The organism is Cohnella phaseoli (assembly GCF_003386235.1).
In the GTDB taxonomy this organism is placed as follows: Bacteria; Bacillota; Bacilli; order Paenibacillales; family Paenibacillaceae; genus Cohnella; species Cohnella phaseoli.
Map to the genome: position 1 here is coordinate 88,658 of NZ_QRDZ01000011.1, position 24,877 is coordinate 113,534.

Here is a 24,877-nt window from a genome sequence, read left to right on the forward strand (position 1 = left end):
CTTTTTTTCCAATTCATCGGTCCCGCTCTTCGACGGGTCTTTAGTTCCTATTATAGCCTAAACCCTAGCTTAAACCTCGAACAAGTCTCGCAAATAAGGTGTCAGGAATATCCCGTCGGGATCTAATTGTCTGCGGCATTCCTGAAACTTATCCCACATCGGGTAGGCCTTGCGCAGCTCCGCCGCTTTCAAGGAATGCAGCTTGCCCCAATGCGGACGCCCTCCGTGCCGTAGAAAAATCCGCTCCATATCCGCAAAATAACGCTCATGAGGCATACCTCGGTACATATGAATGGCAATATAGGCGGAATCCCTGTCGTAGGCGGGACTCAGCCAGATTGGATCGCCCTTGGCAAAGCGGCATTCTATCGGAAAATGAACGCGATAATTGCCTCGCTCCATCTGCTCGCGCATCTCTCGAATGACCGATTCCATCGCCTCGGCCGGCAAATTGTACTCCATTTCGTTAAAACGGACAAGCCGCTTCGTCGCGTATACCCGGTGGCTTAGCCCCACCTTGCTGGCCGTCGGAACGACTGCGGCGCACAGTCGGCTCACCGGGGCGCTCAGCGGAGGAACCCAGCGGCATAGTCCGGACAAAGCGCCGAACACCCCGTTCTCCAACACAAGATCGCTCAAATAGCCCGCTAGCTTATCCGGAACGACGGGTTCCTCCGTCTCGTTCATCATTTTCAACTGGCATGGCTCCGCGTACGGAAACCAGTAAAATTCGAAGTTGCGATGATTGCGCGCCAATTCGTCCAAACGCTGAAGACAGTCGGACAGCGGGACGCGAGCGCTCTCGTATTTTAACTTATAAGAAGGCCGCAGCCTCAGCGTTACTTGAACGATTATCCCCAATGCGCCCAGTGAAATCTGTAAAGCTCTAAACAGCTCGGGATGAGAGGTTTCGGTTACGTCCAGCACTTCGCCGGTTCCGGTCACAACGGTTAAGCCGATCACCTGCGTCGAAATGTTCCCGAACGTCAGTCCGGTTCCGTGCGTGCCGGTGCTGATCGCCCCGGCGATCGATTGCACGTCGATATCGCCAAGGTTCTCCTGTGCCATGCCCTCCGAATAAAGCAGCTCTCCGAGCATCCTCAGCTTCGTTCCGGCCCATACCGTCGCCGTACAGGCTTCCTTATCCACTTGCAGAATGCCCTGCATTCGATCCAGGGAGACGAAGACGTCGTCCGACGCGGCGACTGCCGTAAACGAATGCCCGGAGCCGACGACGCGCAGCGTTCTCCCTTCTCTACGGCATAGTCCGACCGCTTCCGCAACCTCTTCGATGTGCAAGGGATACAGAACCGTGCGCGGAGTCGCGCTCACGAGCCCCGACCAATTTCGCCACTTGCGACCGCTCTTCATCATAAGAAGTTTTCCCCCATCCCCCTATAGGTCGCGTAACGATCGACGACAGCGCCGTTCGAGATGACATACAAGGAGTCGAATCGTTCGCACAGCTCGCCTGCCTTAGCATGACGGAAAAACACGGGATCGCCCAGCGCAAGCGCCAATTCCGAATCCCCCTTGCGGCGGAGCGGCGTCTGCACCTCCCCCGCGCCTTCAAGCGGCATCAGTTCAAGGCCTTCCGGCAAAAAGGGCCGCGGCAGCTTCGATCTCTCCGCCGCGCCGGAAGCGACATATCCTCCCCCCATGCAGGTAACGATGTCCGCTCGCGGCCTTCTGACGACCTCAACCGCAAACCCGGCGGCCGGAGCGTAACGGAATCCGCGGTAATCGTCGAACAGTCCCGGAGAATAAAATCCCGAGCCGGCTGTCAGCTCCGTGACGACCTCTTCCTCCCTGGAGCTGGCTAGGCTGCCTGTGCCTCCCGCGTTCACGAGACCGGGGGCCGCGCCCATCGAACGAAGGTTTTCCACGACGGCTTTCCTGCGCGCTGCCACCTCGCGGATCGAGCGTTTTTTCAGCAATCGAATCAAGCCGTTCTTTAACGCGGCTCCCGGAACGTTATCGCCGACTCCGGCGATCTGCGCTTCGTATCCCATCACGCCTTCGAGCCATACCGATTCGGATCGGACAATCCGCTCCGCAACCGGACGCACGCTATCCCATCCGCTCAGGGGAGAACGCCACACGCCAAAGCGCAGACCCGGATAGTCGGACGACATGTCGATATCGAGGCATAGCGGAACGCGCACTCCTGTCGCCCGGGCAATTCCTTCGATTCGTTCGACATGCTCGAGACAATCCGTCATGAAAACGATGCGGCGCCCTTCTCCAATCCACTCGACCAGCCTCTCAATGCCCGATGCCTGCCATGTCGGATAGCCGAGCAGCAGATTATCGAACCCTTTTTCCGCCAGAAAACAAGCCTCCTCCGCAGAGTAGCACATCACGCCCTCGAACCGGTCGTCCGCATTGAGAATGTAGCGAAGCGTCTCCACGGAACGAATCGACTTGCTGGCGATGCGGATGGTTTTGCTTCCGGCCGCGGCTGCGATCCGACGGATATTCAGATCCAGCAAATCCCGGTCCAAATAAGCGAACGGCATCGGGATATTCGCAAACGCTTGCTTATATACGGCATAATCGGGCGTCAGAAGGATCTTCCTCTCGTCGTATTATCGAAGCAGCTTGCGTATGATGTTTAAGCCGTTTTTGGCTTTCGGATACCGAAACGGAAAATCGAAGCGGCTTGTCTGCTTCAACACGCTTTTGTAATGAGAGAACGTCCGGAAGCCGTGCTCTCCGTGATAGCTGCCGAGTCCGCTCGTCCCTACGCCGCCGAACGGCAAATACGGCGTGCCCAGATGCATAAGCGTATCGTTAATGCAGCCCCCTCCGAACGGTACCTCGCGGATGATGTCCTGCTGGAATCGGGCGTTTTCCGAAAAAACATACAGCGCAAGCGGCTTGGGATTTGCCCTTACGATCGCCAGCAGCTCCTCGGTCGTCTCGTATTCGAGCACGGGCAAAATCGGGCCGAAAATCTCCTCTCGCATGACGCGCGAGTTCGTGGATACGCCCTCTAGCAGCGTCGGAGCGATTTGCAGCGCTTCGTCGTCGGTCTGACCTCCGTAAGCGATGCGGCCTTCCTCCAAGTACCCTAGCAATCTGCGATAGTGCCGTTCGTTGACGATCCGTCCGTAATCAGGATCGCGAAGCGGTTCCTGCCCGTAAAAGGCTTCGACAGCGTTGGCGATTTCCTTAAGCAGCTCTGCCTTCGCCTCTTTGTGCACGAGCAAATAGTCGGGCGCGACGCATGTCTGTCCGGCATTCGTCAGCTTGCCGTAGACGACCCGCTTTGCGGCAAGGGCGAGACGAGCATCCTTGTGGACGATGCACGGGCTTTTGCCGCCGAGCTCCAGCGTGACCGGGACAAGCTGCTTAGCGGCCGCTTCCATCACGATGCGTCCGACCTGCGGGCTGCCGGTAAAAAAGATATGATCGAAAGGGCGCTTCAACAGCTCCGTGCTGACGGACGCTTCTCCTTCAAGTAACGCCACGTATTCGGGACGGAACGTTTCGCGCACAAGCGCCGCCAGCGTACGTGAGGTGGCCGGCGCCATCTCCGACGGCTTCATGACGATCGTATTGCCGGCGGCGATCGCCGAGACGACCGGAACGAGCATCAGGTTCACCGGATAATTCCAAGGACCTATAATAAGCGTCGTTCCGTAAGGCTCCGGAACAATTCGGCTGCTTGCTCCGAAGTGAGTCATCGGCGTACGGACCCTGTCCGGCTTCGACCAGCGGCGAACATGCCGCAGCGCGATTCTGATTTCCGAAAGTACGATGCCGATCTCCGTTGTATATGCTTCCGCTTCCGATTTGTTCAAGTCCCGCTTCAGCGCGTCAAGCAGCTTCGGCTCGAAGCGCAGCACCGCTTCCCGCAGCTTGATCAGCTGCTCCCGGCGGAACGGGATCGACCTCGTCTCTCCCGTCAGGAAATATTGCTTTTGCCGCTCTACGACGGCGTCTATTTCACTAGGTTCGATGGCTTGAATCGTATTTTGAGCATTCAACGCATTCTCTCCTTCGTCGACTCTTGGCCGCTCCGGTTTCAATCTGATTATCTAGGTAAAAGGACCCTGCTGTAAAGAGTTTTCTGACAACTCCAGCTGCATGGCGCGCCTTATTCCCTCTTGGCGCTGCCGCTTCCTATCAATAGTATCGTGTTGCGTGCTTATTCGCCTCGCCCGACAGCATCTCCCCTGTTGCCATACGCGTTTTAGATAAGTTATGATCATATTATGAAACGGAGGAATAAACCTATGAGCAAATCCCACACAAAAAAGCGTAAAAAAGAGGCCATGCAAGCCGGACTCATCGATCCCGAGCTGAATCGCCTGCACTGGCACAGAAAGCCGCAAACGCAAGTTGTCATGAACAAAAAAGCAGAACAGCGCCGCACGCAATGCCGCCGTAAGGGCAGCCGCGAGGGCGCTGATTTTTTTGTCGCGATATCGTTGCTCCGGGAGGTAGCCTCATGAATTTCGTTCATCGTTCTGCGGAAAAGAAAGATTACCCCTCATGATGATAGCGACGACGGGCCAGCAGCTCCAGCAAATTCACCACGCCGTACAATAGAGCGGAGAGCAGCGCCAACATGGCGATACTGACCATGACGAGCGTCATTTGGAACACCTGTCCGCCATAGATGATCAGGTAGCCCAGCCCCGCCTTCGAGGAGAGAAACTCGCCCATCACGACGCCGACCAAAGTAAGCCCGACATTGACCTTCAGCGTGGCGATAAAATAAGGAATGCTGGCCGGAAGCAGCACCATTCGCAGCATCTGGCCGCGCGTCGCCCCGAACGATTCCATCAGCTTCAGCTTCGTTTTGCTAATCTCGCGAAAGCCGCTCTCCACCATTATGATCGTCACGATGATCGAGATCGCCACCGCCATGCCATAGATCGAGTAGCGATCGCCAAGCCAAATGTAGAAAATCGGACCGAGCGCCACCTTGGGCAGCGCGTTAAGCACGACGACGTACGGCTCCAGCACCTTGGAGGCAAAGGTCGACCACCAGAACCCGACGGCGATGCCCGTACCGAGCAGCATCGACACGACGATGCCGACTAGCGTTTCCCAGCCGGTAATCCAAGTGTGCTTTAGCAGGCTGCCCTCGAAGGCCAGCTCCCGGAACGCGGACGCTAGCTGCGAAGGGCGGCTCGTCAGCATCGGATCGATCCAGCCCGAACGGGCGGCAAACTCCCATAAGCCCAGGAAAGCGGCGAGCACGGCCAGACGCGACAACAGCACCATTCGCTGCCGACGCTTCTGAAGGCGCAGGTAACGTTCATAAAGCGGAGACGACATGGCCATCCAGCTCCTTCCAGATCGCATTGAACATGTCGTTGTAGCCGCTCGCTTGCCTTTTCTGCCACGGCGACAGTCCCTCGCCCTCCTCGAAGCGAATCTCGTGAACCGCCGAAATCGTGCTTGGCCGCTGCGACATGACCATTATCCGGTCGGCCATGCTGATCGCCTCGGACAGATCGTGCGTAACGAGCACGGCCGTTTTCCCCTGCTCCTTGATGATGCGATGCACCTCGTCGGACAGCTTGAGCCGAGTCTGATAATCCAAAGCGGAGAACGGCTCGTCAAGCAGTAAAATGTCCGGTTCCGCCACAAGCGTACGGATCAGCGCGACCCGCTGACGCATTCCCCCGGACAGCTGGCCCGGTCCATGCGAAGCAAATCCCCCAAGCCCGTATCGCTCCAGCAGCTCCAGCGCCTTGCGCCTCGCTCGCCCGCGATCCATCCGCCGGATCTCCGCGCCGACAAGCAAATTGTTCAGCACGTTCCGCCATTCGAACAGATGGTCGTGCTGCAGCATGTAGCCGACTTTGCGCGAAGGGCCGGACACGTCCTCTCCGTCGATGCGGACTCTCCCCTTGGTCGGCGCAAGCATGCCGGAGACAAGGGAGAGCAGCGTGCTCTTGCCGCAGCCGCTCGGCCCGACAATGCTGATAAACTCCCCCCGGCCGATCGACAGATTCACGTCGCGCAGCGCCTCGGTTTCCTGCTTCGGCGTAAAATAGCTTAGTCCAACTTCGTTCAGCTCGATGTGCGCCATGGCCTCATCATTCCGTTTTCCCGAGTTTGTACACGAAGCTCATGTCGACGACATCGCCCATGTTCGCGATCCGCTCCGCGTCCTTCAGCACGCCGTTAGCGACCAGCACGTTTTGCAGCGTATCGAATTGATCCTGCGACAGCTCCGGGTTCGTCGGCCAGGTTCCCTGATTTTTATAGCGATGCACCGATTGCAAAATAAGCTCCTTCGAGGTTCCTTCGAAGAACGGAGCCAGCGCCTCCGCAATCTCGTCGTCCGAAGCGGTATTCAGCCACTCTGCGCCCTTGGCGACTGCGCGAACAAAACTTTGAATGACTTCCGGATTGCTCTTGATGTAATCCGACGTGGCGACGTACGATGTCTCCGGGAACGCTCCGAACGCTTCGCCGAGCGAACCTACGTAATGAGCTTTCCCTTCCTGAACGAGCATGGAAGCCACCGGCTCGAACAACTGAATGAAATCGCCCTGTCCGCTCGTGAATGCGCCCGCCATTGCCGGGGAAGCGATGTTGGTGATCACGTTAACTCCGGACACTCCCTCTTGAAGCAGCGTAGAATTCAGCACCATCTGCGGCGCGCTTCCGGGCCGCCAGCCGATGACCGTTTTGCCGCTCAGGTCGCCCCACTTGAAGTCGTCCAGCTTCTCGCGCGACAGCAGGAACGAGCCGTCCTTGGCCGTCAGCTGATGGAAAACTTTAAGCGTCTTCTCCCCCTTCTGGTTGAAAATGTAGATCGTTGTCTCCGGTCCGACCAGCGAAATGTCCGCCGTTCCCGCAAGCAAGGCGGCCGCGCCCTTGTCCGAGCCCTGCGCCGTATTCATATCGACGTTAAGCCCTTCATCCTTGAAAAAGCCCTGAGACATAGCCACATAGTGCGGCGCATAAAAGATCGAACGGATGACCTCGGAAAATTTGACCGTCTTCAGCTCTCCCGACTTGCCTCCGTCCTTTCCGCAGGCCGAGACGGCCAGCGCGACAAGCGCAGCCGCCAGCAGCATTGCCCATCTGCCCTTGTTCCTCATCCTTATTCTCTCCCTCATGAAAAAAAGCTTTGAATAGGTATTATCCTATTCAAAGCCGAGGGCAGGCGTTCATCCGCCGAGTCAGTCGTCCTTCAACACAATGCCGAGCAGATGGGCCACGCCGGATAGCTGGTCCGTTCTCATGATGCAGCCCTGCAAATCCTCCAACGTCGAACTGAGCGTCCGAAACTCGCAGCTGCTCAAGTCGATCCCCTTCAGCTTCGCGCCGACGAGCTGAGCCTGATCAAGCTCGCATCGCGAAAATTCCGTCTGATTCAACTGCGCCTCGTAGAAATCGGACTTGTCGAAATTGCCGTCGCGAAAGGCGACATATTTCATATCCGCAAAACGGAACATCGCATATTGGCCGAAGCATTCCTCAAATTTGACGTTGCGCAGCGTCGCCGTCGACAGGTCCAGGCCGAGCATTTTGCAATGATTAAACTCCACCCGGTGCAGCACCGCATCGCGGAAAACAACGTTGGACAGATCGCAATGATCGAACACGACGTCGACGAACTCGGCGCGCTCCAGAGTCACGTTGTCGAACGTCACCCGATCGAATACGACGCAGTCGAACAGCACCTTGTCCGCCGACTGATTCGAAACCGTACCGGGAACGAACCGACACGTCTCGAACGGCATTTTGTCCTCCATCTCATAGTCGCTCACCGTCAAGTCCGCCAATGCGAACGGTTCGAGCAGCCGCGGCGCCTCCGGCGCGTTTTTATCTTTTTTCGTTGCCATTCCTTCCAGCCTCCGATCGAATAGTAGAACACTCTCGTCCTATTATGGACGAAATCCGATCGGTTGAGAAGCACTTTTTTCGAACATTCGTTCGCCATACGTCGTTATCTTCGAGCAGCCATTCGGACAATTGCCTTTTGCCTCGATGGATATCCGACTTGACGGTATTTTCCGGATAATCAAGCAGCCTGGAGATTTCTCCGCTTCCGGCCTGTTTGTACAATCTCATGTACAAGGCCGTTCGTTTTCGGAGCTTGAACCTCAGAAGCAATCCCTGTATTGCGCTCTCGAATTCCCGGTCGAGCGCCGCTTGCTCGGGGGCGACGAACTGCGCGAACGGAATAGGCTCAAATCGCAGTCCAGCGGTGCGCTTGCGGCGTCGCCACTGGTCCACGAACAGCCGGTAACCCGTTAAGGCCATCCATTCCTTCGCGTGCTCAGGCAGCCGATCCTGCAGACACAGCCGCACGAACACCTCCTGCACCAGATCGGCGGCTTCCTCCCGATTGCGGGTCAGTCGAAGCATGAATTTGTTCAAATACTGAGCGTGCTGCACATACAATTCGGCTACTTCAGCTTGTTTCCGTTCCATCCTTTCGTCCTCCTGCGATCTGCCCGTCGACACCGGCTGCCGAACCCGGCGGACCGAGGATCACCCTCCTTCCGTCGAATTCCAGCACCGCTTTCTCTTCAACGCCCATTGCGTCTAGATAGCTCTTCGGAATCTGCAGCCGTCCGGCCCGATCGAGCACGACGAATTCCTCGTGACGATCCCCGAACGCGTGGGGCGCTCCCGGGACCTCGTTCTCTCCGGTCTCCCCATCCCGCTTCACCCACTCCGTGCTCGTCATGCCGTCCCGAATGGCGACGACGCGATCGACCTTATCCGCGACGGACAGATCGTGGGTGACGATCACGATTGTGACTCCGAATTCCCGATTAAGGCTGCAGAAAATATCGAGCACCCTTTCGCCGGTGGCGCTGTCTACCGAGCCCGTCGGCTCGTCGGCCAGCACGAGCGACGGCCGGTTGGCCAACGCAATCGCGATCGCGACCCGCTGCTGTTCCCCTCCGCTCAGCTGCGCAAGACGGCTGCCCATCCGATGCTCAAGCCCGACTGCAGCCAGCAATTGCTTGGCATAGGCGCGATCGGCCTTACCCCGAATCAGCATCGGCAATTCGACGTTGCGTAAAGCGGATAGATAGGGAACCAGGTTTCTTCCGTTATTTTGCCAAATAAATCCGACGGTCCCGCGCTTATATTCAATCAACTGCTCTGGCGTCATTTTCAGCAGATTCCACTGCCCTACGATCGCCTGTCCGGCCGAAGGACGGTCCAAGCCTCCCAATATATTCAGCAAGGTGGACTTGCCGCTCCCGCTATTGCCGATAATCGCCATCATCTCTCCGTCTTCGACGGTCAGATTCAGTCCTTGCAGCGCCACGACTTCGACGTCGTCGGTTTTGTAGATTTTGACCAACCCTTCGCAATGAATCATCGCTTCGCCTCCTTGTTCGCGCCGTCATTATCTCTCCTCGCCCAGCTTGACGGCTTGCGTAATTCGCAATCTCCGCAGCTGCAGGACGAGCAAGCAGGCGCCTGCGGCAAGCATGATTCCGGTCGCCGCGTACAGCTTCATCGTATCGTCCGAATCGAAAACGATCCGAAACGGCGGCACCTGCCGGGCTGCCTGGTCTCCGCTTTGGAGGAAGGGCAGAAACAGCCGGCTCGCGAGCGTGCCTAGCCCAAGCCCGGCGGCAACGGACAAGCCGGTCGTGAACAGCTGCTCGAGCAGCAGCATGCCGGTCACCTGCACGCGCGACAGTCCCATCGCCCGCAAAATGCCAAGCTGTACCGCTCGGCGGGACAAAGCGAAAAACCAAAAGATCAGATAGCCTAGCAGCGAGATCAACAACGAGATGAGAAAACCAAGGCTCAGAATGCCGAATACGCCGCCCTGCGCGGGATGGTTGCGCCGATCGATCAGTTCCCCGCGCACGTCGTCGGCTTGCACGACCGAGATTCCCCGCTCGGCCAGCATCTCGAGCGCAGGAGCAAGCTTCGCCCCGTCCTCCATGTTCAACCAGACGTCGTAAGGCATTTTCTCGGTCTGCTGATAAATATAATCGAGATTGGCCACCAGGAAGGGGGATTCGTCGGGATACAGACTCGGCCAAAACGGGACGATCGCGACAACGACCAGGTCTAGCGGTTCGTTGCCGTAACCGATGCCGACGCGAATCGGATCGCCAGGCTGCAAACCGTATCGCTCGGCAAAAGCCGCCGAGACGAGCGCCGCTTGCTCCGTCTGACCAAGCGCATCGAGATAGAGGTAAGGATGAAGCGGAAACAGATCCTCCCGGAACCAAGCCGCGCCGGCAAAATCCGTGTTGTCGATGCCGAAGAGCCGAACGTTGCCGGCCGCTTTGCCGCCGACAGAGGCTTTGCCGGTCGCCGACAGAACCCGAGCGGCCGCCTCCACGCCCTGCAGATCTCGATAAGCCTGAAACGAGGGCTCGTTGTAATAGAGTTTGTTCGCGTCGTTCTCGTCTTGAACGCCTTCCCACGCCGTCTTCAACACGACATCGCTTCCGTATTGGTATAACGCCCGATCGTTCGCATTAACGTCCATCGTCCGTGCCGCCGAAGCGTTATATACGCCGAGACCGATCGTCAAGATCATCAGAATCATCAACGGGTAAAAGGTCGCAGCAGATCGCGACAGCTGCGTTAGCGTCAGGTACATCGTAACCGGCACGCGATTGTTCATCACGGCGCTCCACGCGCGCAGCATTAGCGGGAACAGCCTGAGGCACAGCAGCCCCGCCGCAAACAGGAACAACGCCGGCAGAACGAACAGAATCGGCTGAATGCCCGCTTCGTTGTCCGCGCCGCCGGCAAGAGGGACACGGCCGGCGTTCAGCAAGTACCACCCGGCCGCGCACGCCGCCAGAAGCGCAAGGTCCGCATACCATCGCTGCCAGAGAGGCGGTCGGTTAGAGTTCGCCCGGCTTCGAGCGTGCTCGACGACGGAAGTGCCGGCGTGCGCGCGAATCGGCATCGCCGTGGCGACGACCGCGAGCAAATTCGCCGTGCCGCCGAACAACCATGCGGCGTCGTTCCAGCCGACCGGAATCGACTTGCGGCCCACGAACGAGAGAAATCCGCTGGAGGAACCGATCGTCTTGGCCATGAACCAGGCGAGGGCGAGACCGGCAAGGAGCGCGACACAACCGAGAATCGCCGCTTCGATCGCATAGAGCGCGACGATCTGACGCGGACTGGCTCCCCGGCTTTGGAGCACCGAAATGTCTCCCTTCTGCCTGTCCAACGCCTGCTTCGCGTTCAGCGTGACGTAATAGAGCACCATCGCCAGCACCGGAGCGGCCAGCGCGAACAGCATCGCCTGCAGCAAGACGCTCTGGCGGTTGAACTCATGAAGCATGTCGAGAAAAGACAGATTCACTTTCGTATTCTCCAGCATCCGATGCAGCTCGATCTCCAATCGGCTTAATTGCCCGATTAACGAGGACAGATCGCCGATGCGAATCTCGCTGAGATCGAAGGCGTAGAACCAGCCGGCCGAATCGAGGGCGAGCCGCTGGTCTTCAAGCAGCGCTCCCTTCATCGTCCCTCGGGTTACGAGCAGCGTATCGGCCAGCTTTTCTTTGCCGTCGATGGCCCAGCTCAGGTCCGTCTCGTCCTTCAATTGATACGCCCCGACAAGCCGGACGCTAAGCCGTCTCGTCTTCCCGTCGGCGTCTTTGGCATCGTAGGCCAGCGTATCGCCGACCTTCCAGCCGTAGCGGCTTAACGTCTCGTGAAGGACGAGCGCTTCAACGACTCCGTCCTTCATGCCGTCCCGCGGCATGCGACCTTCCTTAAGCTCGATCTTCTCCTCGACTCCGCTCTGCTCCGCCAGCTCCATTCGGGCAAGCTGCGCGGAGCCTTCGCCCGAGGCCGTCTGAACCTTCCGCACGGTGGAAGGAGGCAGGGCGGTTCGGCTCGAGAACGCCTCCGTCGGAAATCCGATGCGCCCGGGCAGCTCCTCCCGAATCCAACGATCCGCTTCGGCGAGACCTTCCAGATCGGTCTCCTTGGCGGCGCCGGATTGAAACTTCATATACAGAGAGCCGGCCGGCAAGCCTTTCGTCTTCTCCGCGAGCGAATTGGCGACCACCCGCTTCAATGTGCCGTCGGCGTACATCGGAATGCTCATCGCGAACGCCGCAGCTACAGTGAGCCCAAGCAGAGTGCTGATCGTAAACCAGCGGTTCTGCCACATTTTCAGAAACAGGTAGACGAGAATCCGCATTATTTTCCCACGACCTTCTGGCCTTCCTCCAGCCCTTTAATGATTTCGACGGCCGTCGAGGTCTGCATGCCGATCTCCACGTCCACCTCGCCTTTGCTCCCGTCAGGATTAGTTACGAGCACGTAATTGCGACTATTCTGTTTTCGCAGCGCCGCCGGGGGAATATACAACGCATTCTCCCTTCTCTCGACGGTCACGGCGGCGGTCAGCGGATTGCCGTGCAGCGCTGTCGCCGGGAGCTTGCCGACATCGATCAACGCGTACGCATCCAACGTATCTTCGTCCTTGGGATCCGTGCTTACCGGCAACCTTCTCACCGTTCCCTGCAAATCTCCGGCTGCGTTCAGCGACACCTTTGCCTTCATGCCCGGAGCGATATTTTTAAGATCGCCGCTATTAAATCGCACGGCTACGACGAGAGAGCTTAAGTCGGCGATTCGCCCGATTTTCTCGTACGCTTTGGCGAAGTCCCCTTTCTCCGCCGTGAAGCTGACGATCGTGCCGTCGTAAGGGGCGAGCAGCCGCGATTCGGCCTTTTGCTCCCTCAACTTGGCCAACTCGTGCTTCATCAACTCGTACTCGAGCTGCCTCTTGCGCAGAGAGATATCCTGATCGGTCGTCGATTCCCGAAGCGCGGCTTTCATGTCCAGCTCCGCCTTCTCGATGTCGATCTCTTTGCGAACGATCTGGCTCTCCAGATCTCCCGAGTCCAGCTCGGCCAACACCTGGCCTTTCTTTACCCGATCTCCCGCTTTTACCCGAACGTCAATGATCCGGCGGTTGTCGACCGTGAATACCAGATTCTCTTCCCGGTCGGACATCAGCTTGCCGCTTCCGCTTGCGGTCTGCTCCAGTGCCCCCCGCTTGACGGGATATTCCGGCTTTTGCGAGATTTTCGGCGTGCGGATCTCGGGCAGCTTCTCCGGCTCCTCCTCCTGGGGCAGCAAGGAACAACCGGCCAACATCGCGATCATTGCCGTCCAGGCAAGCGCTTTGACGGCCGTACGCCCAGCCTTACGCCCGGCTTTAGTCCGGAACGATCCGGCCGTCGACCATTTGATAGACAACATCCGCCGCCCCCCATAGTGTAGAATCATGCGTCGTCATGCAGATCGCCATGCCTTCCCGATCCGCGATGTCTCGAAACAAGGCAATGATGCGAGCGGCCATCACCGAATCGAGCTCCGCGGTCGGCTCGTCCGCCAGCAAGACGCGCGGCTTATGCGCGATCGCCTTGGCGATCGCCGCCCGCTGCTGCTCGCCTCCGGACAGCTCGGACGGACGATGGCTCGACCGCTTCGCGAGCCCGACAAGCTCCAGGCATTCCTCCGCCCTTCCTCGCCATTCCAATCGCGGAAGCTTCGCCATTCGCATGCTCAGCTCCACGTTCTCCTTTACCGTCAATAACGGCAATAGCGCGAACGATTGAAAAATAAAACCGATCTCCTTACGGCGGACGACGGTCAGCTGCTTATCGCTCCAGCGGGACAAGGAGCGATCCCGGAATACGACTTCGCCTTCGGTCGGCCGGTCGAGACCGCCGAGCAGGTTCAACAAGGTCGTTTTTCCTGAGCCGGATCGGCCCCGCAGCATCGTTAACCGTCCGGACCCTACCGACATCTCGATGCCTCTCAGCACCTCTACTTGCCGACCGCCGGCAAGGAATGATTTGCGAACATCCCGCGCTTCAAGGCAAGGTGCCGCGATCGGCTCCGGCTTCGAGATTTCCGCCGCGCACGCGACTCCGTTCTCCTCACTCCGCATCGGCTTTCGCTTTCGTCAGTTGATCCTGGCCTTGGGTCTGCAGCGTCTGCAGCGCGTCGTCAAGCGAAGCGGTTCCGTCGACGACCTTCTTGATTTGCTCCGTCGCAAGCTTCGAGAACGACTCCGCGAAACCGTTCGGCAGCGTTTGAAGCATAGAACGGGTGTCGGCTTTCAGCGCATAGAAGGCATCCACGTTTTTCCCGTTTCCTTCTTTCTTGTACGCCGTTCTGGCCGAGAGCGCGGGAGACGATTTCGACCCTGTTTTAGCTAGCTGCTCTCCGTTTACGTATTTCAGGAACTCCCACGCCGCGGCAGTGTTCTCCGAAGACGCGTTTATGGAGAATACGCTGTCCAGCCCCATGCCCCCGGCGATATCCGGCTGGGAAGGATCAACCGGAATCGTTACAACGTCCCAGTCGATCTCCTGCGGCATATTTAAAGGCTTCATACCGCCGGAATCCTTGCTCGTCGCCGACTGTCCCATTCGAATAGCCCCTGAAGACACCGCGTCCAACATGCTCATCATCATCGGTCCGTCGATCGTCATCGCCGCTTTTCCGGACATAAAGCTGACCGAATCTCCGCCGAAGCTGACCGTCGTCTTGCTGCCGCCGGTGCTTCTCATCGCGACCATCCCGCCCTTGCCGGGGCCGTCGGAAGGCATAACAATGCTCCCGGATTTATACCCGTCTATCACCGATTGGAAAATCTCCTTCCACTCCGGAGAAGCGATCGATACCGTCCCGGTTTCGGAATCCGCATAGAGGAGACCTTTGGCCTCGCCGATCGAGCGGATCAAGCCGAACGAGTCCGCGACCGACATCGAAGGCGCCAAGCCCGCCAACGCGTCGTCTCCTTCCTTCTTGGCGGGGAAACGCGCGGCCAACTGTATTACTTCATCCCAGCTCATTCCATCCGTCGGATACGGGATTCCGTTCTGATCGAACAGCGTTTTGTTGTAGTAGAGCGCCTGGCTGGCGAAGCTCGGGCTCAACCCGTACAGCTTGCCGCCTCCGCGCGCTTTCAGCAGTTCGACGACGGAGGGAAGAAAGCCGTCCAAATCGAATTCGTCCTGCTTCACGACGGCGTCGAGATCGTATAGCGCCCCTTTTCCCGCCAGCGACGCGTACTGCTCCTCCGTCAAATACATCGCATCGGGTTGCTGCTCCGCAAGAATCTTCTCCATCTCCGCAACCGGATCTTCCGCGTCAAATACGGACTCCGTCGAGACGACCTCGAGCTCGATATTCGGGAACATCGCCTGAAAAGCGTTGCCGTATTGCATGAAAAACGCCTCTTCGTTGAAATACGCCACCTTCAGCGTACCTTTATCCTCCCTGCCCAGCTTGCCGACCGATCCTTTGCCGCCCGACGACGTACACGCCGATAATGTCACCATCAGCGTTAGCGCCCCGATTGCAATTCCGGTCCTTCCGTTCCAACGTCTCTTCATTTCTCTCACCCTTCGTCGATTGATCTGCTTCCTAGGGCGTGTATGCATACTCCGAGGATAGTAGACTTTGTTGAAAGATACCTCTGAGCGGGTTTGCATACACGCCCTAAGCCAGTATGCTTTCGTTTTCTTAAAAATCGGTTAGAGCCGCTGGATGGAAGTTTCAATATGGCCGGGATGGGGATCGAGACAGTTTTAAACGACCCACCCGAGCTAATGTTGGACGAATAGGTATCTGGGAAGGACTTATTCGATCCATCTGAGCCGATGTCGGGGTCATAGGTATCTGGGAGGGTCTTATTCGATCTGCTTGAGCCGATGCCGAGGTCATAGGTATCTGGGAGGGACTTTTTCGATCTGCTCGAGCCGATGCCGGGGTCATAGGTATCTGGGAGGGTCTTATTCGATCTGCTTGAGCCGATGCCGAGGTGATAGGTATCTGGGAGGGACTTATTCGATCTGCTCGAGCCGATGCCGGGGTAATAGGTATCTGGGAGGGTCTTATTCGATCCATCTGAGCCGATGCCGAGGTGATAGGTATCTGGGAGGGTCTTATTCGATCTGCTCGAGCCGATGTCGGGGTAATAGGTATCTGGAAGGGACTTATTCGATCCGTCTGAGCCGATGTCGGGGTAATAGGTATCTGGGAGGGACTTATTCGATCTGCTTGAGCCGATGCCGGGGTCATAGGTATCTGGGAGGGTCTTATTCGATCTGCTCGAGCCGATGCCGGGGTCATAGGTATCTGGGAGGGACTTATTCGATCCATCTGAGCCGATGCCGGGGTCATAGGTATCCGGGAGGGACTTATTCGATCTGCTTGAGCCGATGCCGGGGTAATAGGTATCTGGGTGGGACTTAATTCGATCTGCTTGAGCCGATGCCGGGGTCATAGGTATCCGGGAGGGACTTATTCGATCTGCTTGAGCCGAAGCCGAGGTGATAGGTATCCGGGAGGGTCTTATTCGATCCGTCTGAGCCGATGCCGGGGTAATTGGTATCTGGGAGGGTCTTATTCGATCTGCTCGAGCCGATGCCAGGCAGATACGTAACGGTCTTAATGATCCACCCGAGTCGATGGAGAAAAACATCGGCACTCGGGTGGTGGGGGAGTCAGGACGGCCATGATCGGGTCTCTAGGAGATAGATAACCCTTTCTTTGTAATCGATCTTCTCAAGCAACTCTGCTTATGAGACAGCCCCTTCAAATAGGAAGACGTCGCTGTTCTCTATTTATTACTGAAATTCAACGCAGATCGTCGCGGCCGAATAAGCCTCCACGTCGAACGACACGGAACGGTCGTCTAAGCATACGGACTCCGCGGGCGAGATTCGGCGCTCGTTCGTATCCACGAAATACGCGGCGATAGGCTTAGCGAACAAGAGCAACGAAGCGGTCGTCCGCCGTCCGTCCGTTTCGTACGCGCGCACGATCCAGCGCTTCCCTTCGCGGTCCTCCGGCATTTTCACCGCGGACACGGCTACCGTGCCTTCCGTCAGCTTGAGGAAGCCGGAGTCGAGCGCCAAGGCCCCCGGGTGCGGCGTTCCCGAAAACGCGCTAAACGGATGATTAAACCGGTATGCCTTCTCGATTCGTTCGCGAACTGAGGAAGTCGGATCGACGAGGTCGATCGCGAAGCTCATCCGATGATGGTTGCCGAGCTCCGGATACGGGTCCGGGTCGTACGAGCTGCGAATCAACGAAAGCGACAACGACCGATCGGTCCCGCGAAAGCCGTATTTGTTGTTCGTGACGAGCATCAGGGACGGCTTGCCCGGCTTGCCTGGTTTGCCCGAATCCCGGCGCAAGCCGATCGCCCAGCTGTTAGCCGGAACGTCCATGTCGAGCGGCTTGCGCTCCGTCGTTCCGAACGGCACATCGTACTGGTAGGAATCGCATTCGTAGCCCAGCGGCCAATGGAAATTGAGCTGGGGGATGCTGCTGTCCGCCGTGCCGATCTCGTGCCAATCGCACTCCGCCCGGAAATCGAGGCGAGAGCTGCCTCGGTCAAGCGAAACGGCGACCTTCAGCTTGGAGCGGCCGAATTCGAGCTCGTATTGCAATGTCTGCCGTACCGGCCCTTTCCCGCCCCATTTCAATTTGACGTTCTCGTGCACACTTGAGACATTCATATAACGGCCGACCCACCAGGAGCTCATCCCTTTGCCGGGATCTTCCTGAATCAGTCGGAACAGGCCCGCGGGGCGGGACGGGTCAACCAGCTGCTCTCCCGTCGTTTTGTCGATCATCGAGACGATCGTCGCGTTCACGGGGTGGAAAGTTACCCGGAGCCGCTCGTTCTCCAGCTCGAACGCCTCAACGCGGTCGACCCGCGGATCCGTCGGCAGAAACGGGGTCCAGGCCTCGTCTCCTTCGCTTACGGTATAGGTGCTATAGCCGCAAGCAGGCGCTTTGGCTTGGACGAGCAGCCGCATATAGCGATGTCCCCAATATTTGTTGAAGCCTTGATCGACGACTTGATGCGGCGTTTCGTTCCCTCCGCTGTCCCTGACGACCGGCGAACGACCCGGCTCGTTCCAGTCCCATAGCACAATCTCCGCCGTCTCTTCGCGATCGTGCGCGGAAGAGTTGAAGAAATGGACGATCCGCGTGCTGCCGCGGCCGCGCTCGACTTGCGTCGGCATGAATTCGGAGGCTCCGAAGCCGACTCCGGCTCCTTCCGATATCGTCCGCTTATCGTCTTCTACCCCTAATCCCGACGTATCGATCGAGGCGGCGATCGCTTCAAGCGCCAGCTTGCGGTTCGTGCCCGCGATCGCCATCGCGTTCTGGAACAGCCCGAGCGCATGCTCGCGGGTTTCCAGAACGCCGGAGCCCGGGAGGATGTCGTGAAACTGGTTGAACAGCACGTCTCTCCACGCCTCCTCAAACGAGGCTGACGGGTAATCGATTCCGGTCGCAACCGACGCAGCGGAGGCGAACGTCTCCGCTTCGTTGAGCGCGGCTTCCCCGGCGCGGTTGGCCGTCTTGATTCGGCTCTGGGACGTGTAGCAGCCGGTGAAGACGAAGTTTTGCTCCCCGGTGACGACCGGCAGCTTGTCGGCAATCGATTCGACCTGCTTAAAATACTCGGCATAGGTGCCAAAGCGGATGCGCGGATAGATCGGCCAGTCGTTCATGTCCTTCAAGCGTTCCAAATCCCGCCGGGTCGGACCGCCTCCGTGATCACCGACCCCGTACACGTTCAAATACGTTTTCAGGCCGGTGCGCCGGCTTATTTCCGGGACGTACGAACCAAGCGCCGCCTGCGCGTAATCGTTGTACCAGGTCGGCTCGCGGTAGGCGATGACCGACTTGCCCGACGGCGCCACCCAGCGGTATAACACTTGCTCGTCGTTGCCGCGGCAATGATAGTAATAGCCGACGCCTCCGTTCGCCAGAATTTCCGGTACGTGAACGCTGTGGCCGAAGGTGTCCGGCTCGAAATCGAGATTTAAGCCGTCAGGGTCTAGATCGAACAGCCGGGCCAGATAACGTTTTGTATATAGCAGATGGCGGGACAAGCTCTCGCCGCTGGGCATGTTTTTGTCCGCTTCCACCCAATGGGAAGCCGTCACCTCCCATCGCCCTTCCCGAACCCTTTCTTTAATTTCCGCGAGCATATCGGGAGCATGCTTCTCGACGATCCGGTAGATGGACGCCTGCGATTGCGAAAAAGTAAAGTCGGGGTACTCGTTCATCAAGTTCAGCATCGTTCTGAACGTATCGATCACGATCGACACCGTCTCGTCCCAGGACCACATCCAGTTCATATCGATATGGGCATGCGCCACGCACAGAATCTCGTAGCTTTTCGCTTCATGAGCCAGCGCGCCGAGCAATCCCTCAGCCTGCAAGGCCGCTTGCCGGGCAATGAAGCCTTCGTCCTCGATCCTTTCCTCCGCAAAGGTCAGCGCCCGTTCGATCAAGGCGGCGTGTCGGCCTCCTTGCACTTTCGAAAGCTCGTGGGCGAATACCAGTTGGGAGATTAGCCGTTCTCCCCAGTACCCGCGATGGGAAGCGATTTTGTCGTCAAAATAATGCTTTGGCGCATGTCCGAGAAGTTTCCTGAGTCTTGAATCGATCGATTTCACGCATAATCCTCCAATCGCTGTTTACCCTTTTACGCCTACCATGGCGAAGCCTTGCACGAAGTATTTTTGCAGCCACAGATACACCAGAACGGGCGGAATCATCGCCACGGTCGAAAGCGCGAAGATCGCCGGATAATCCGGAGCCTGGCCGGTGGCGAATTGCCGGGACAGCAGCAAGGCGACGCCCGTGGCGATCGTTTGTTTGTCCAAGCTGTGAATGGCCACGAGCGGCCACAGGTAATCGCTCCAGATCGCGACGAAGGCAATGATCGTGCCCGCGACCAGAATCGGGACCACCATCGGCAGGTAGATCAGGAAAATTCTTCGGAATGTACCCGCTCCGTCTACTCTTGCCGCTTCTTCGTATTCGTATGGGAGCGAGTCCAGCATCTGTTTCATCAAGAAAAGACAATATAGCGTAATGTAGCCGAACAGTCCGCCCACCAGAAGCGCTCCCCAGCTGTCGATCATGCCGTGCCCGCCCAGTCCGTTCCACCCGTTGCCTCCCGCGAGCGGCCATCGTGCGAACAGCAGATATGTCGGGATCAACGTCACCGTCGATGGAATCATCATCAACGTCAGCAGCAGGAGGAATACGGCGTTTCTCCCCTTAAACCGGAGCTTGGAAAAGACGTATCCGACGACCAGCGCAATCAAGGCGGTCATCGTCACGAACCAGACGCCGCGCAGCAACGTGTTGAAGAACATCCTGAAAATCTGCGGATCTCCCAACGCTTGGGCATACCGTTCAAAATGCCATTCCGTCGGAAGCGGGACGACCAGCGTCGCATAATAGTCCTGCTGCGTCCCGACGGAAGCAAGCAGTTGAAACAAAAACGGATAAAACATGATCAAACTTCCCGCGACGAGCACTCCATAGATCGCGAGTCTTTCCGGCCACGACCGTTGTCGCGCCATGGATACCGCCTCCTTTCCCACTTAAACGATGCCGCGCTTGGAATTCCGATATTGCATGATCGTGAAAACCAAGGTCGCAAGCAGCACCATCACCGAAGACGCGCTGGCCATGCCGAAGCTGAACCCTTGGAACGCGTCCTGATAGATGCGGTATAAAATAATGTTCGTCTCGCCGTTCGGCCCGCCGCGCGAGATGAGCTGCACCGGCTCGAAAATCTGAAAGCTGCCGATGATGCCCGTCACGAGCACGAACATCGTGATCGGGCGCAAGGAAGGGATCGTGACGTGCCACAGCGTTTTCGCTTTACTTGCCCCGTCTACGCGAGCGGCTTCGTACAAAGTCGTATCGATTCCTTGAAGTCCCGCCAAATAGATGACGACCGTTCCCCCAACACCCTTCCAGACGGTCAGAAGAATGATCCAGAAGCTCATCCAGAGCGCGCTCGTCTGGAAGACGATCGGCTCCATGCCGAACCTTACCATCATCTGTTTCAGCAGACCGTCAACGGGATTCAGCACTGCGACCGCCATCTGCGAGATGACGGCGAACGGAACGAGCGCCGGCAAATACCAGATTGTACGGATCGCCGAGCTTCCGACCACCTTCTGGTTGAGAAGGACCGCGATCAGAAAGCCGAGCACAGTCGTAAAAAACAGGCAGATGAGGCCGTAAACTCCCGCCCTGGCCAGCGAGGCCAAGTAATCCCCCTGGTTAAAAAAAGTAACGTAGTTTTTGAGTCCTACCCAGATCGGCCCACCTTCCAGCCCGTTCCATTCCGCGAAAGACAAATAAACGACGAACAGGGCCGGAAAGACGGAAAAGATCGCGAAGCCGAGAAGGACCGGAAACAGGATCGAATAGCCGATAACGCCGTCCCGGTTGCGCCGCAACGACAAGCGAAACCGAGAGGTTGACCCTAAGCGGGGCTGATTCATTGTGCTTGCCCTCCGATGGCTTTCAAAAAATGTCCCTCACGGGTTCTGTCGCTCTAAGTTACGAAGACAGAATAAGATGGTAGAGACTCGGTCCATTGCCGTTCTGCGGGCTGCCGTCCGAGAACTTGACGTACACCGTCTTCGTCGGATTGTTAACCAGCCAGCCGTCCAGAAGACTCGAATCGATCGTTCGGCCGAGCCCGCCGTTCGCGTGCGCCGCGCTGCCCCAGTTCGTTCCGTCCTTGGAGATTTCCACGACGTAATCCCCCGCGATGTCCATCGTCAACGTCGCGCTGGCGATAGAATCGGCCAGATCGAATTTGTAGACGAACGTCCGATTTCCGTCCGCGTAACGGTGATTCCCGTCGATCGAGCCCGTGTTTTGAACGAGAAACTGGTTATCCTCGAAGCTCGGCGTCAGCAGATCCGCCTGGGAGATTTCCGTCGATAGCGTCAGCCGGTACAGACTCGGTCCATTGCCGTCCTGCGGGCTGCCGTCCGAGAACTTGACGTACACCGTCTTCGTCGGATTGTTAAACAGCCAGCCGTCCAGAAGGCTCGAATCGATCGTTCGGCCGAGCCCGCCGTTCGCGTGCGCTGCGCTGCCCCAATTCGTTCCGTCCTTGGAAATTTCCACGACGTAATCGCCGCCGATGTCCATCGTAAGCGAGGCATGGTTCACGTCGTCGGCCAAGTCGAACTTATAAATCCAATTGGCGGTACCGTCCGCGAATCGGTGACCGTTGTCCATCGAAGAGAAGTTATCCTCGTAAAAGTAGGTCCGTTCCTTGTTGGAGTCGTCCGCGTCGAAGCTGATCCCCCGGATGTCGGTATTCAATTGGCGAAGGGTCGCGATTTGGTCCTGCGGCTTGAGAAATACGAACTTGCCGGGAAATTCCGCGTTCAGCCGGTCCACTTCCGCCTTCACGTTGTCGAAGAACGCCGGATCTCCGTTCGCATCTACGCCGTAATAGGCGAGAATCGGATAAATATTGCGGAACACGGGCTGGTTGGCGTCGATCGAAACGTTGCTGAGCACGTTGTAGATCTCTCCGTAATTAAAAATCATATCTCCCTGGGGGACCGTATAGATGCCATGATAGGCGTGAACGCGCGAGGCGTCGTCACCCCTCAGGATGCCGGCGATGCCGGAGCCGACGAAGCTGTCCGCCATCTGCTTATGGCTTGGGCTGTTCTCGGGGCTGCGCCACAGGTTGACCGTGCGGATGCCCGCGTCGGATAACCATTGCTTGTTTTTGGACAGCCAAGTTCCGTAACCCGTCGCGGAGTAGTCTTCCGTATAAATAAACTGGTAACCGGACGGACCTGCCACCAATTCGATATTGTCGCCCGCCTGGGAATAGAGATAGTCCAATAGCGGCGATCCGGCTTCCTGCAAGGTCGGAGCGATCGTAATGCCGACAGGCACCTGCCCGACCGACGAATTATTGAAGTGGTTGATTAACTGTTGGGTGTACTGCCAGTTATCTCCGTCGCTCGCCGTGATCGAGACGTACACTTTGCCGGGTTGAGCTTCTACGGCCTCGCCTTCCGGCTGTTCGTACGTTTGGTTGGGGAAGCTGGACCAGAAGCTGCCGTTGGAAAAATAATCGGATACGACGTACCCGACCCCATGAGGATTGGTCGTCGCGTTCAGGTCGTCCGCGTCCGGGGAATAGCCCAGCACCGACGTTCCCGCCGCGTATCCGCCCGCTTGGATGATCTCGACGATCTTCGCTTTCTCTCCGGGAACGCGGGGGTCCAGATAGAAGACGAACGACTTGCTTGCCACCGCATAATCGAAAATCGTCCAAGGACGCCCGGTCCAATTGTCCAGTGGGCCGGCCGTTGTCCGAAGACCCGCCGAAAACACGATCTGCTTGTTCAAGGAAGGCATAAGATGCAGAAGCGCCCAGTCGTAAGCGTCGAGCTTGTCGGTCCAGTTCAAGCGGATATCTTCGACCGTCAGGCTTCCGAATTCCGACAGCAGAGCCGTTTTCAATCCGTCCGTCACCGACAGCCCGTTCTCCAGGGCCCCCTTCATCAGAGCCAGATTAAACGTCCAATCCTTATCGCCGTCCCAGACGATCAGCTTGCTTAACGTATGCCAATAATCCCTGTACATCGTTCGCAAGCCGGGATTAGCGCCCGATAAGAGAGTGACCGCGGAATAGCTCTTGCCGCTTTCGTCCAGCCATTTTTGATCGAGATCCGTATCTCTTATTAATACATAGACTTGCGCGGAGGTCTGATTGACCAGCCCCTGAAGCGCGATGGCCGCAAGCTTCGCCTCCGCCGAATCGTTGCGCAGGTCGTACACGTACACGGAGCCGGCCGAAGCCATTTTTGGAAACGCGCCTCCGGCCGCGCTCGCGGTCGGTGCGGGCAATACTGCCGACAAAACCGTCAGGATGCCGGCCAATGCCAAGTACAAGAAAGCTTTTACTTTTCCCGTGATCAACTTGGATTTCCCCTCTCGTCCTAGGGCGTGTATGCAAATCTACTGTCCTCGGAGTATGCATACACGCCCTTGTAATCGAATCGTTAAGGCGTAACGACGACTTTGACCGTCTCTCCCTTGTCTTCCTGGCAAAGCTTCATCGCCCTGCCGATCTCGTTCAGCGGCAGACGATGGGAGATGATCGTATCCGCGGGAATCGCGCCGCTCTTGAGCATCTTGAGCACAATCGGATAATAAAGCGCCGGGCTGGCGAAGCTCGCCCGCAGCTGCAGCTTGCGGTAATGAAAATCGTTGGCGTCGAACCGGATCATGCCCGATCCCGTCCCGATTCCGATATAAGAGAGAATGCCTCCGTAAGCTAGCAGCGGGATCGCTTCCGGAATCGTCTGTACCGGCGCCGTCAGAAGCACGCGGTCGAAGCGTCCTCGCAGTTCCTCGTACTCCGTCCACGGACGGTCGGCGGCCAGCGTCTCCGCGCCTAGCTTCGCGGCCGCCTCCAATCTCGCCCGGTTGCCCGGGCGCCCGATGCAGACGACTTGGTCCGCGCCGCTTCGCAGCGCGATCGGGATCGCCATCAGGCCGATCGGTCCCGGACCGATGACGCACACCCGGTTGCCGTGTTCGATCTCCGCCGTTTTGACCATGTCGTACGCGACTCCGGCCGGCTCGGCCAGACATGCCGTCTCGGGCGTCATCCCCTCGTAGGGGACGATTCCGCAAACCGGAGCGAGCAAATAATCGCTGAAGCCCAAGGAGGGACCGGCATTCCAGAAATGCGGCGCTTTGTTGCACAAGTCCACTCTGCCGCTGCGACACAGCTCGCATTTCCCGCAATAGCTCGCCGATTCCAGCACGACCTTGTCCCCGATCTTCAAGCCGCCCGCATGCGTGCCCAGCTTTTCGATTACGCCGGCGATCTCGTGCCCGAACGGTTGCCAATCCTCCAGCTGACTTTCCGCGTTGCTCAGATCCGTACCGCAGATCCCGCAAGCCTCGACCCGGATCAGCGCATAACCGTCCGGAACGTCGTCGGGCAAGTCGACCTCCCGCAGCTCGCATTGCCAAGGCGATCTCAGATAGGCGCTTCTCGTCTTCATGGTTCGTTTCCCCTTCC

General features: G+C 57.8%; 20 protein-coding genes. 1 reads left to right on the top strand and 19 read right to left on the bottom strand.

Translation table 11 applies throughout. From position 1 onward, the window contains the following. Positions 1-69: 69 nt before the first annotated feature. From DFP98_RS15320 to DFP98_RS15330, 3 genes are all read right to left on the bottom strand, one after another. Positions 70-1,374, bottom strand: coding sequence for a D-arabinono-1,4-lactone oxidase (locus DFP98_RS15320; RefSeq protein WP_425455536.1), 1,305 nt, complete (start codon positions 1,372-1,374; stop codon positions 70-72). Continuing rightward, the gene (locus tag DFP98_RS15325; protein ID WP_116061485.1) at positions 1,371-2,519 is read right to left on the bottom strand and encodes an amino acid deaminase/aldolase; all 1,149 of its coding nucleotides are present in this window, start codon (positions 2,517-2,519) and stop codon (positions 1,371-1,373) included. Before DFP98_RS15325 ends, DFP98_RS15320 begins: the two co-directional genes overlap by 4 nt. A 69-nt stretch (positions 2,520-2,588) precedes the next feature. Beyond that, entirely contained in the window at positions 2,589-3,965 is a 1,377-nt protein-coding gene (locus tag DFP98_RS15330; protein WP_116061582.1) for an aldehyde dehydrogenase, read from the bottom strand. A 276-nt stretch (positions 3,966-4,241) separates the two neighbouring features. Between DFP98_RS15330 and DFP98_RS15335 the strand changes: the two genes are divergently transcribed. Further along, the gene (locus DFP98_RS15335; protein ID WP_116061486.1) at positions 4,242-4,460 is read left to right on the top strand and encodes a hypothetical protein; all 219 of its coding nucleotides are present in this window, start codon (positions 4,242-4,244) and stop codon (positions 4,458-4,460) included. 31 nt (positions 4,461-4,491) lie between these two features. On the opposite strand, the gene DFP98_RS15340 is transcribed toward DFP98_RS15335, so the two are convergent. The 16 genes from DFP98_RS15340 to DFP98_RS15410 form a co-directional block, all read right to left on the bottom strand. Then, positions 4,492-5,292 carry an ABC transporter permease gene (locus DFP98_RS15340; RefSeq protein WP_246016550.1) on the bottom strand — a complete coding sequence of 267 codons (801 nt, stop codon included), beginning with the start codon at positions 5,290-5,292 and terminating at the stop codon, positions 4,492-4,494. Then, positions 5,273-6,052, bottom strand: coding sequence for an ABC transporter ATP-binding protein (locus DFP98_RS15345; protein ID WP_116061488.1), 780 nt, complete (start codon positions 6,050-6,052; stop codon positions 5,273-5,275). The genes DFP98_RS15340 and DFP98_RS15345 overlap by 20 nt, the downstream gene beginning before the upstream one ends. Positions 6,053-6,059: 7 nt before the next feature. Continuing rightward, positions 6,060-7,073, bottom strand: coding sequence for an ABC transporter substrate-binding protein (locus tag DFP98_RS15350; RefSeq protein WP_246016551.1), 1,014 nt, complete (start codon positions 7,071-7,073; stop codon positions 6,060-6,062). An 81-nt stretch (positions 7,074-7,154) separates the two neighbouring features. Next, complete coding sequence (locus DFP98_RS15355) at positions 7,155-7,820, bottom strand: pentapeptide repeat-containing protein (protein WP_116061490.1); 666 nt, start codon at positions 7,818-7,820, stop codon at positions 7,155-7,157. Further along, the gene (locus DFP98_RS15360) at positions 7,801-8,412 is read right to left on the bottom strand and encodes an RNA polymerase sigma factor (RefSeq protein WP_116061491.1); all 612 of its coding nucleotides are present in this window, start codon (positions 8,410-8,412) and stop codon (positions 7,801-7,803) included. Before DFP98_RS15360 ends, DFP98_RS15355 begins: the two co-directional genes overlap by 20 nt. Further along, entirely contained in the window at positions 8,393-9,319 is a 927-nt protein-coding gene (locus DFP98_RS15365; protein ID WP_116061492.1) for an ABC transporter ATP-binding protein, read from the bottom strand. Before DFP98_RS15365 ends, DFP98_RS15360 begins: the two co-directional genes overlap by 20 nt. 27 nt (positions 9,320-9,346) lie before the next feature. Beyond that, entirely contained in the window at positions 9,347-12,136 is a 2,790-nt protein-coding gene (locus DFP98_RS15370; protein ID WP_116061493.1) for an ABC transporter permease, read from the bottom strand. Beyond that, positions 12,136-13,206: an efflux RND transporter periplasmic adaptor subunit gene (locus tag DFP98_RS15375; RefSeq protein ID WP_246016552.1), complete on the bottom strand. Its 1,071-nt coding sequence runs from the start codon at positions 13,204-13,206 to the stop codon at positions 12,136-12,138. Before DFP98_RS15375 ends, DFP98_RS15370 begins: the two co-directional genes overlap by 1 nt. After that, positions 13,163-13,900, bottom strand: coding sequence for an ABC transporter ATP-binding protein (locus DFP98_RS15380; protein ID WP_116061494.1), 738 nt, complete (start codon positions 13,898-13,900; stop codon positions 13,163-13,165). Before DFP98_RS15380 ends, DFP98_RS15375 begins: the two co-directional genes overlap by 44 nt. After that, complete coding sequence (locus tag DFP98_RS15385; RefSeq protein WP_181917713.1) at positions 13,890-15,353, bottom strand: extracellular solute-binding protein; 1,464 nt, start codon at positions 15,351-15,353, stop codon at positions 13,890-13,892. The genes DFP98_RS15380 and DFP98_RS15385 overlap by 11 nt, the downstream gene beginning before the upstream one ends. A 5-nt stretch (positions 15,354-15,358) precedes the next feature. After that, the gene (locus tag DFP98_RS38655; RefSeq protein ID WP_147310200.1) at positions 15,359-16,246 is read right to left on the bottom strand and encodes a hypothetical protein; all 888 of its coding nucleotides are present in this window, start codon (positions 16,244-16,246) and stop codon (positions 15,359-15,361) included. 343 nt (positions 16,247-16,589) lie between these two features. Continuing rightward, on the bottom strand, positions 16,590-19,448 hold the full coding sequence (locus tag DFP98_RS15390; RefSeq protein WP_246016553.1) for an alpha-mannosidase: 2,859 nt from the start codon (positions 19,446-19,448) through the stop codon (positions 16,590-16,592). Positions 19,449-19,469: 21 nt separating this feature from the next. After that, entirely contained in the window at positions 19,470-20,366 is an 897-nt protein-coding gene (locus DFP98_RS15395; protein ID WP_116061496.1) for a carbohydrate ABC transporter permease, read from the bottom strand. A gap of 21 nt (positions 20,367-20,387) precedes the next feature. Beyond that, a complete protein-coding gene (locus tag DFP98_RS15400) occupies positions 20,388-21,302 on the bottom strand; it encodes a carbohydrate ABC transporter permease (protein WP_116061497.1) in 915 nt (304 codons plus the stop codon). A gap of 58 nt (positions 21,303-21,360) precedes the next feature. After that, a complete protein-coding gene (locus tag DFP98_RS15405; protein WP_116061498.1) occupies positions 21,361-23,763 on the bottom strand; it encodes a GxGYxYP domain-containing protein in 2,403 nt (800 codons plus the stop codon). 83 nt (positions 23,764-23,846) lie between these two features. After that, positions 23,847-24,860: a zinc-dependent alcohol dehydrogenase gene (locus tag DFP98_RS15410; RefSeq protein ID WP_116061499.1), complete on the bottom strand. Its 1,014-nt coding sequence runs from the start codon at positions 24,858-24,860 to the stop codon at positions 23,847-23,849. Positions 24,861-24,877 lie beyond the last annotated feature (17 nt).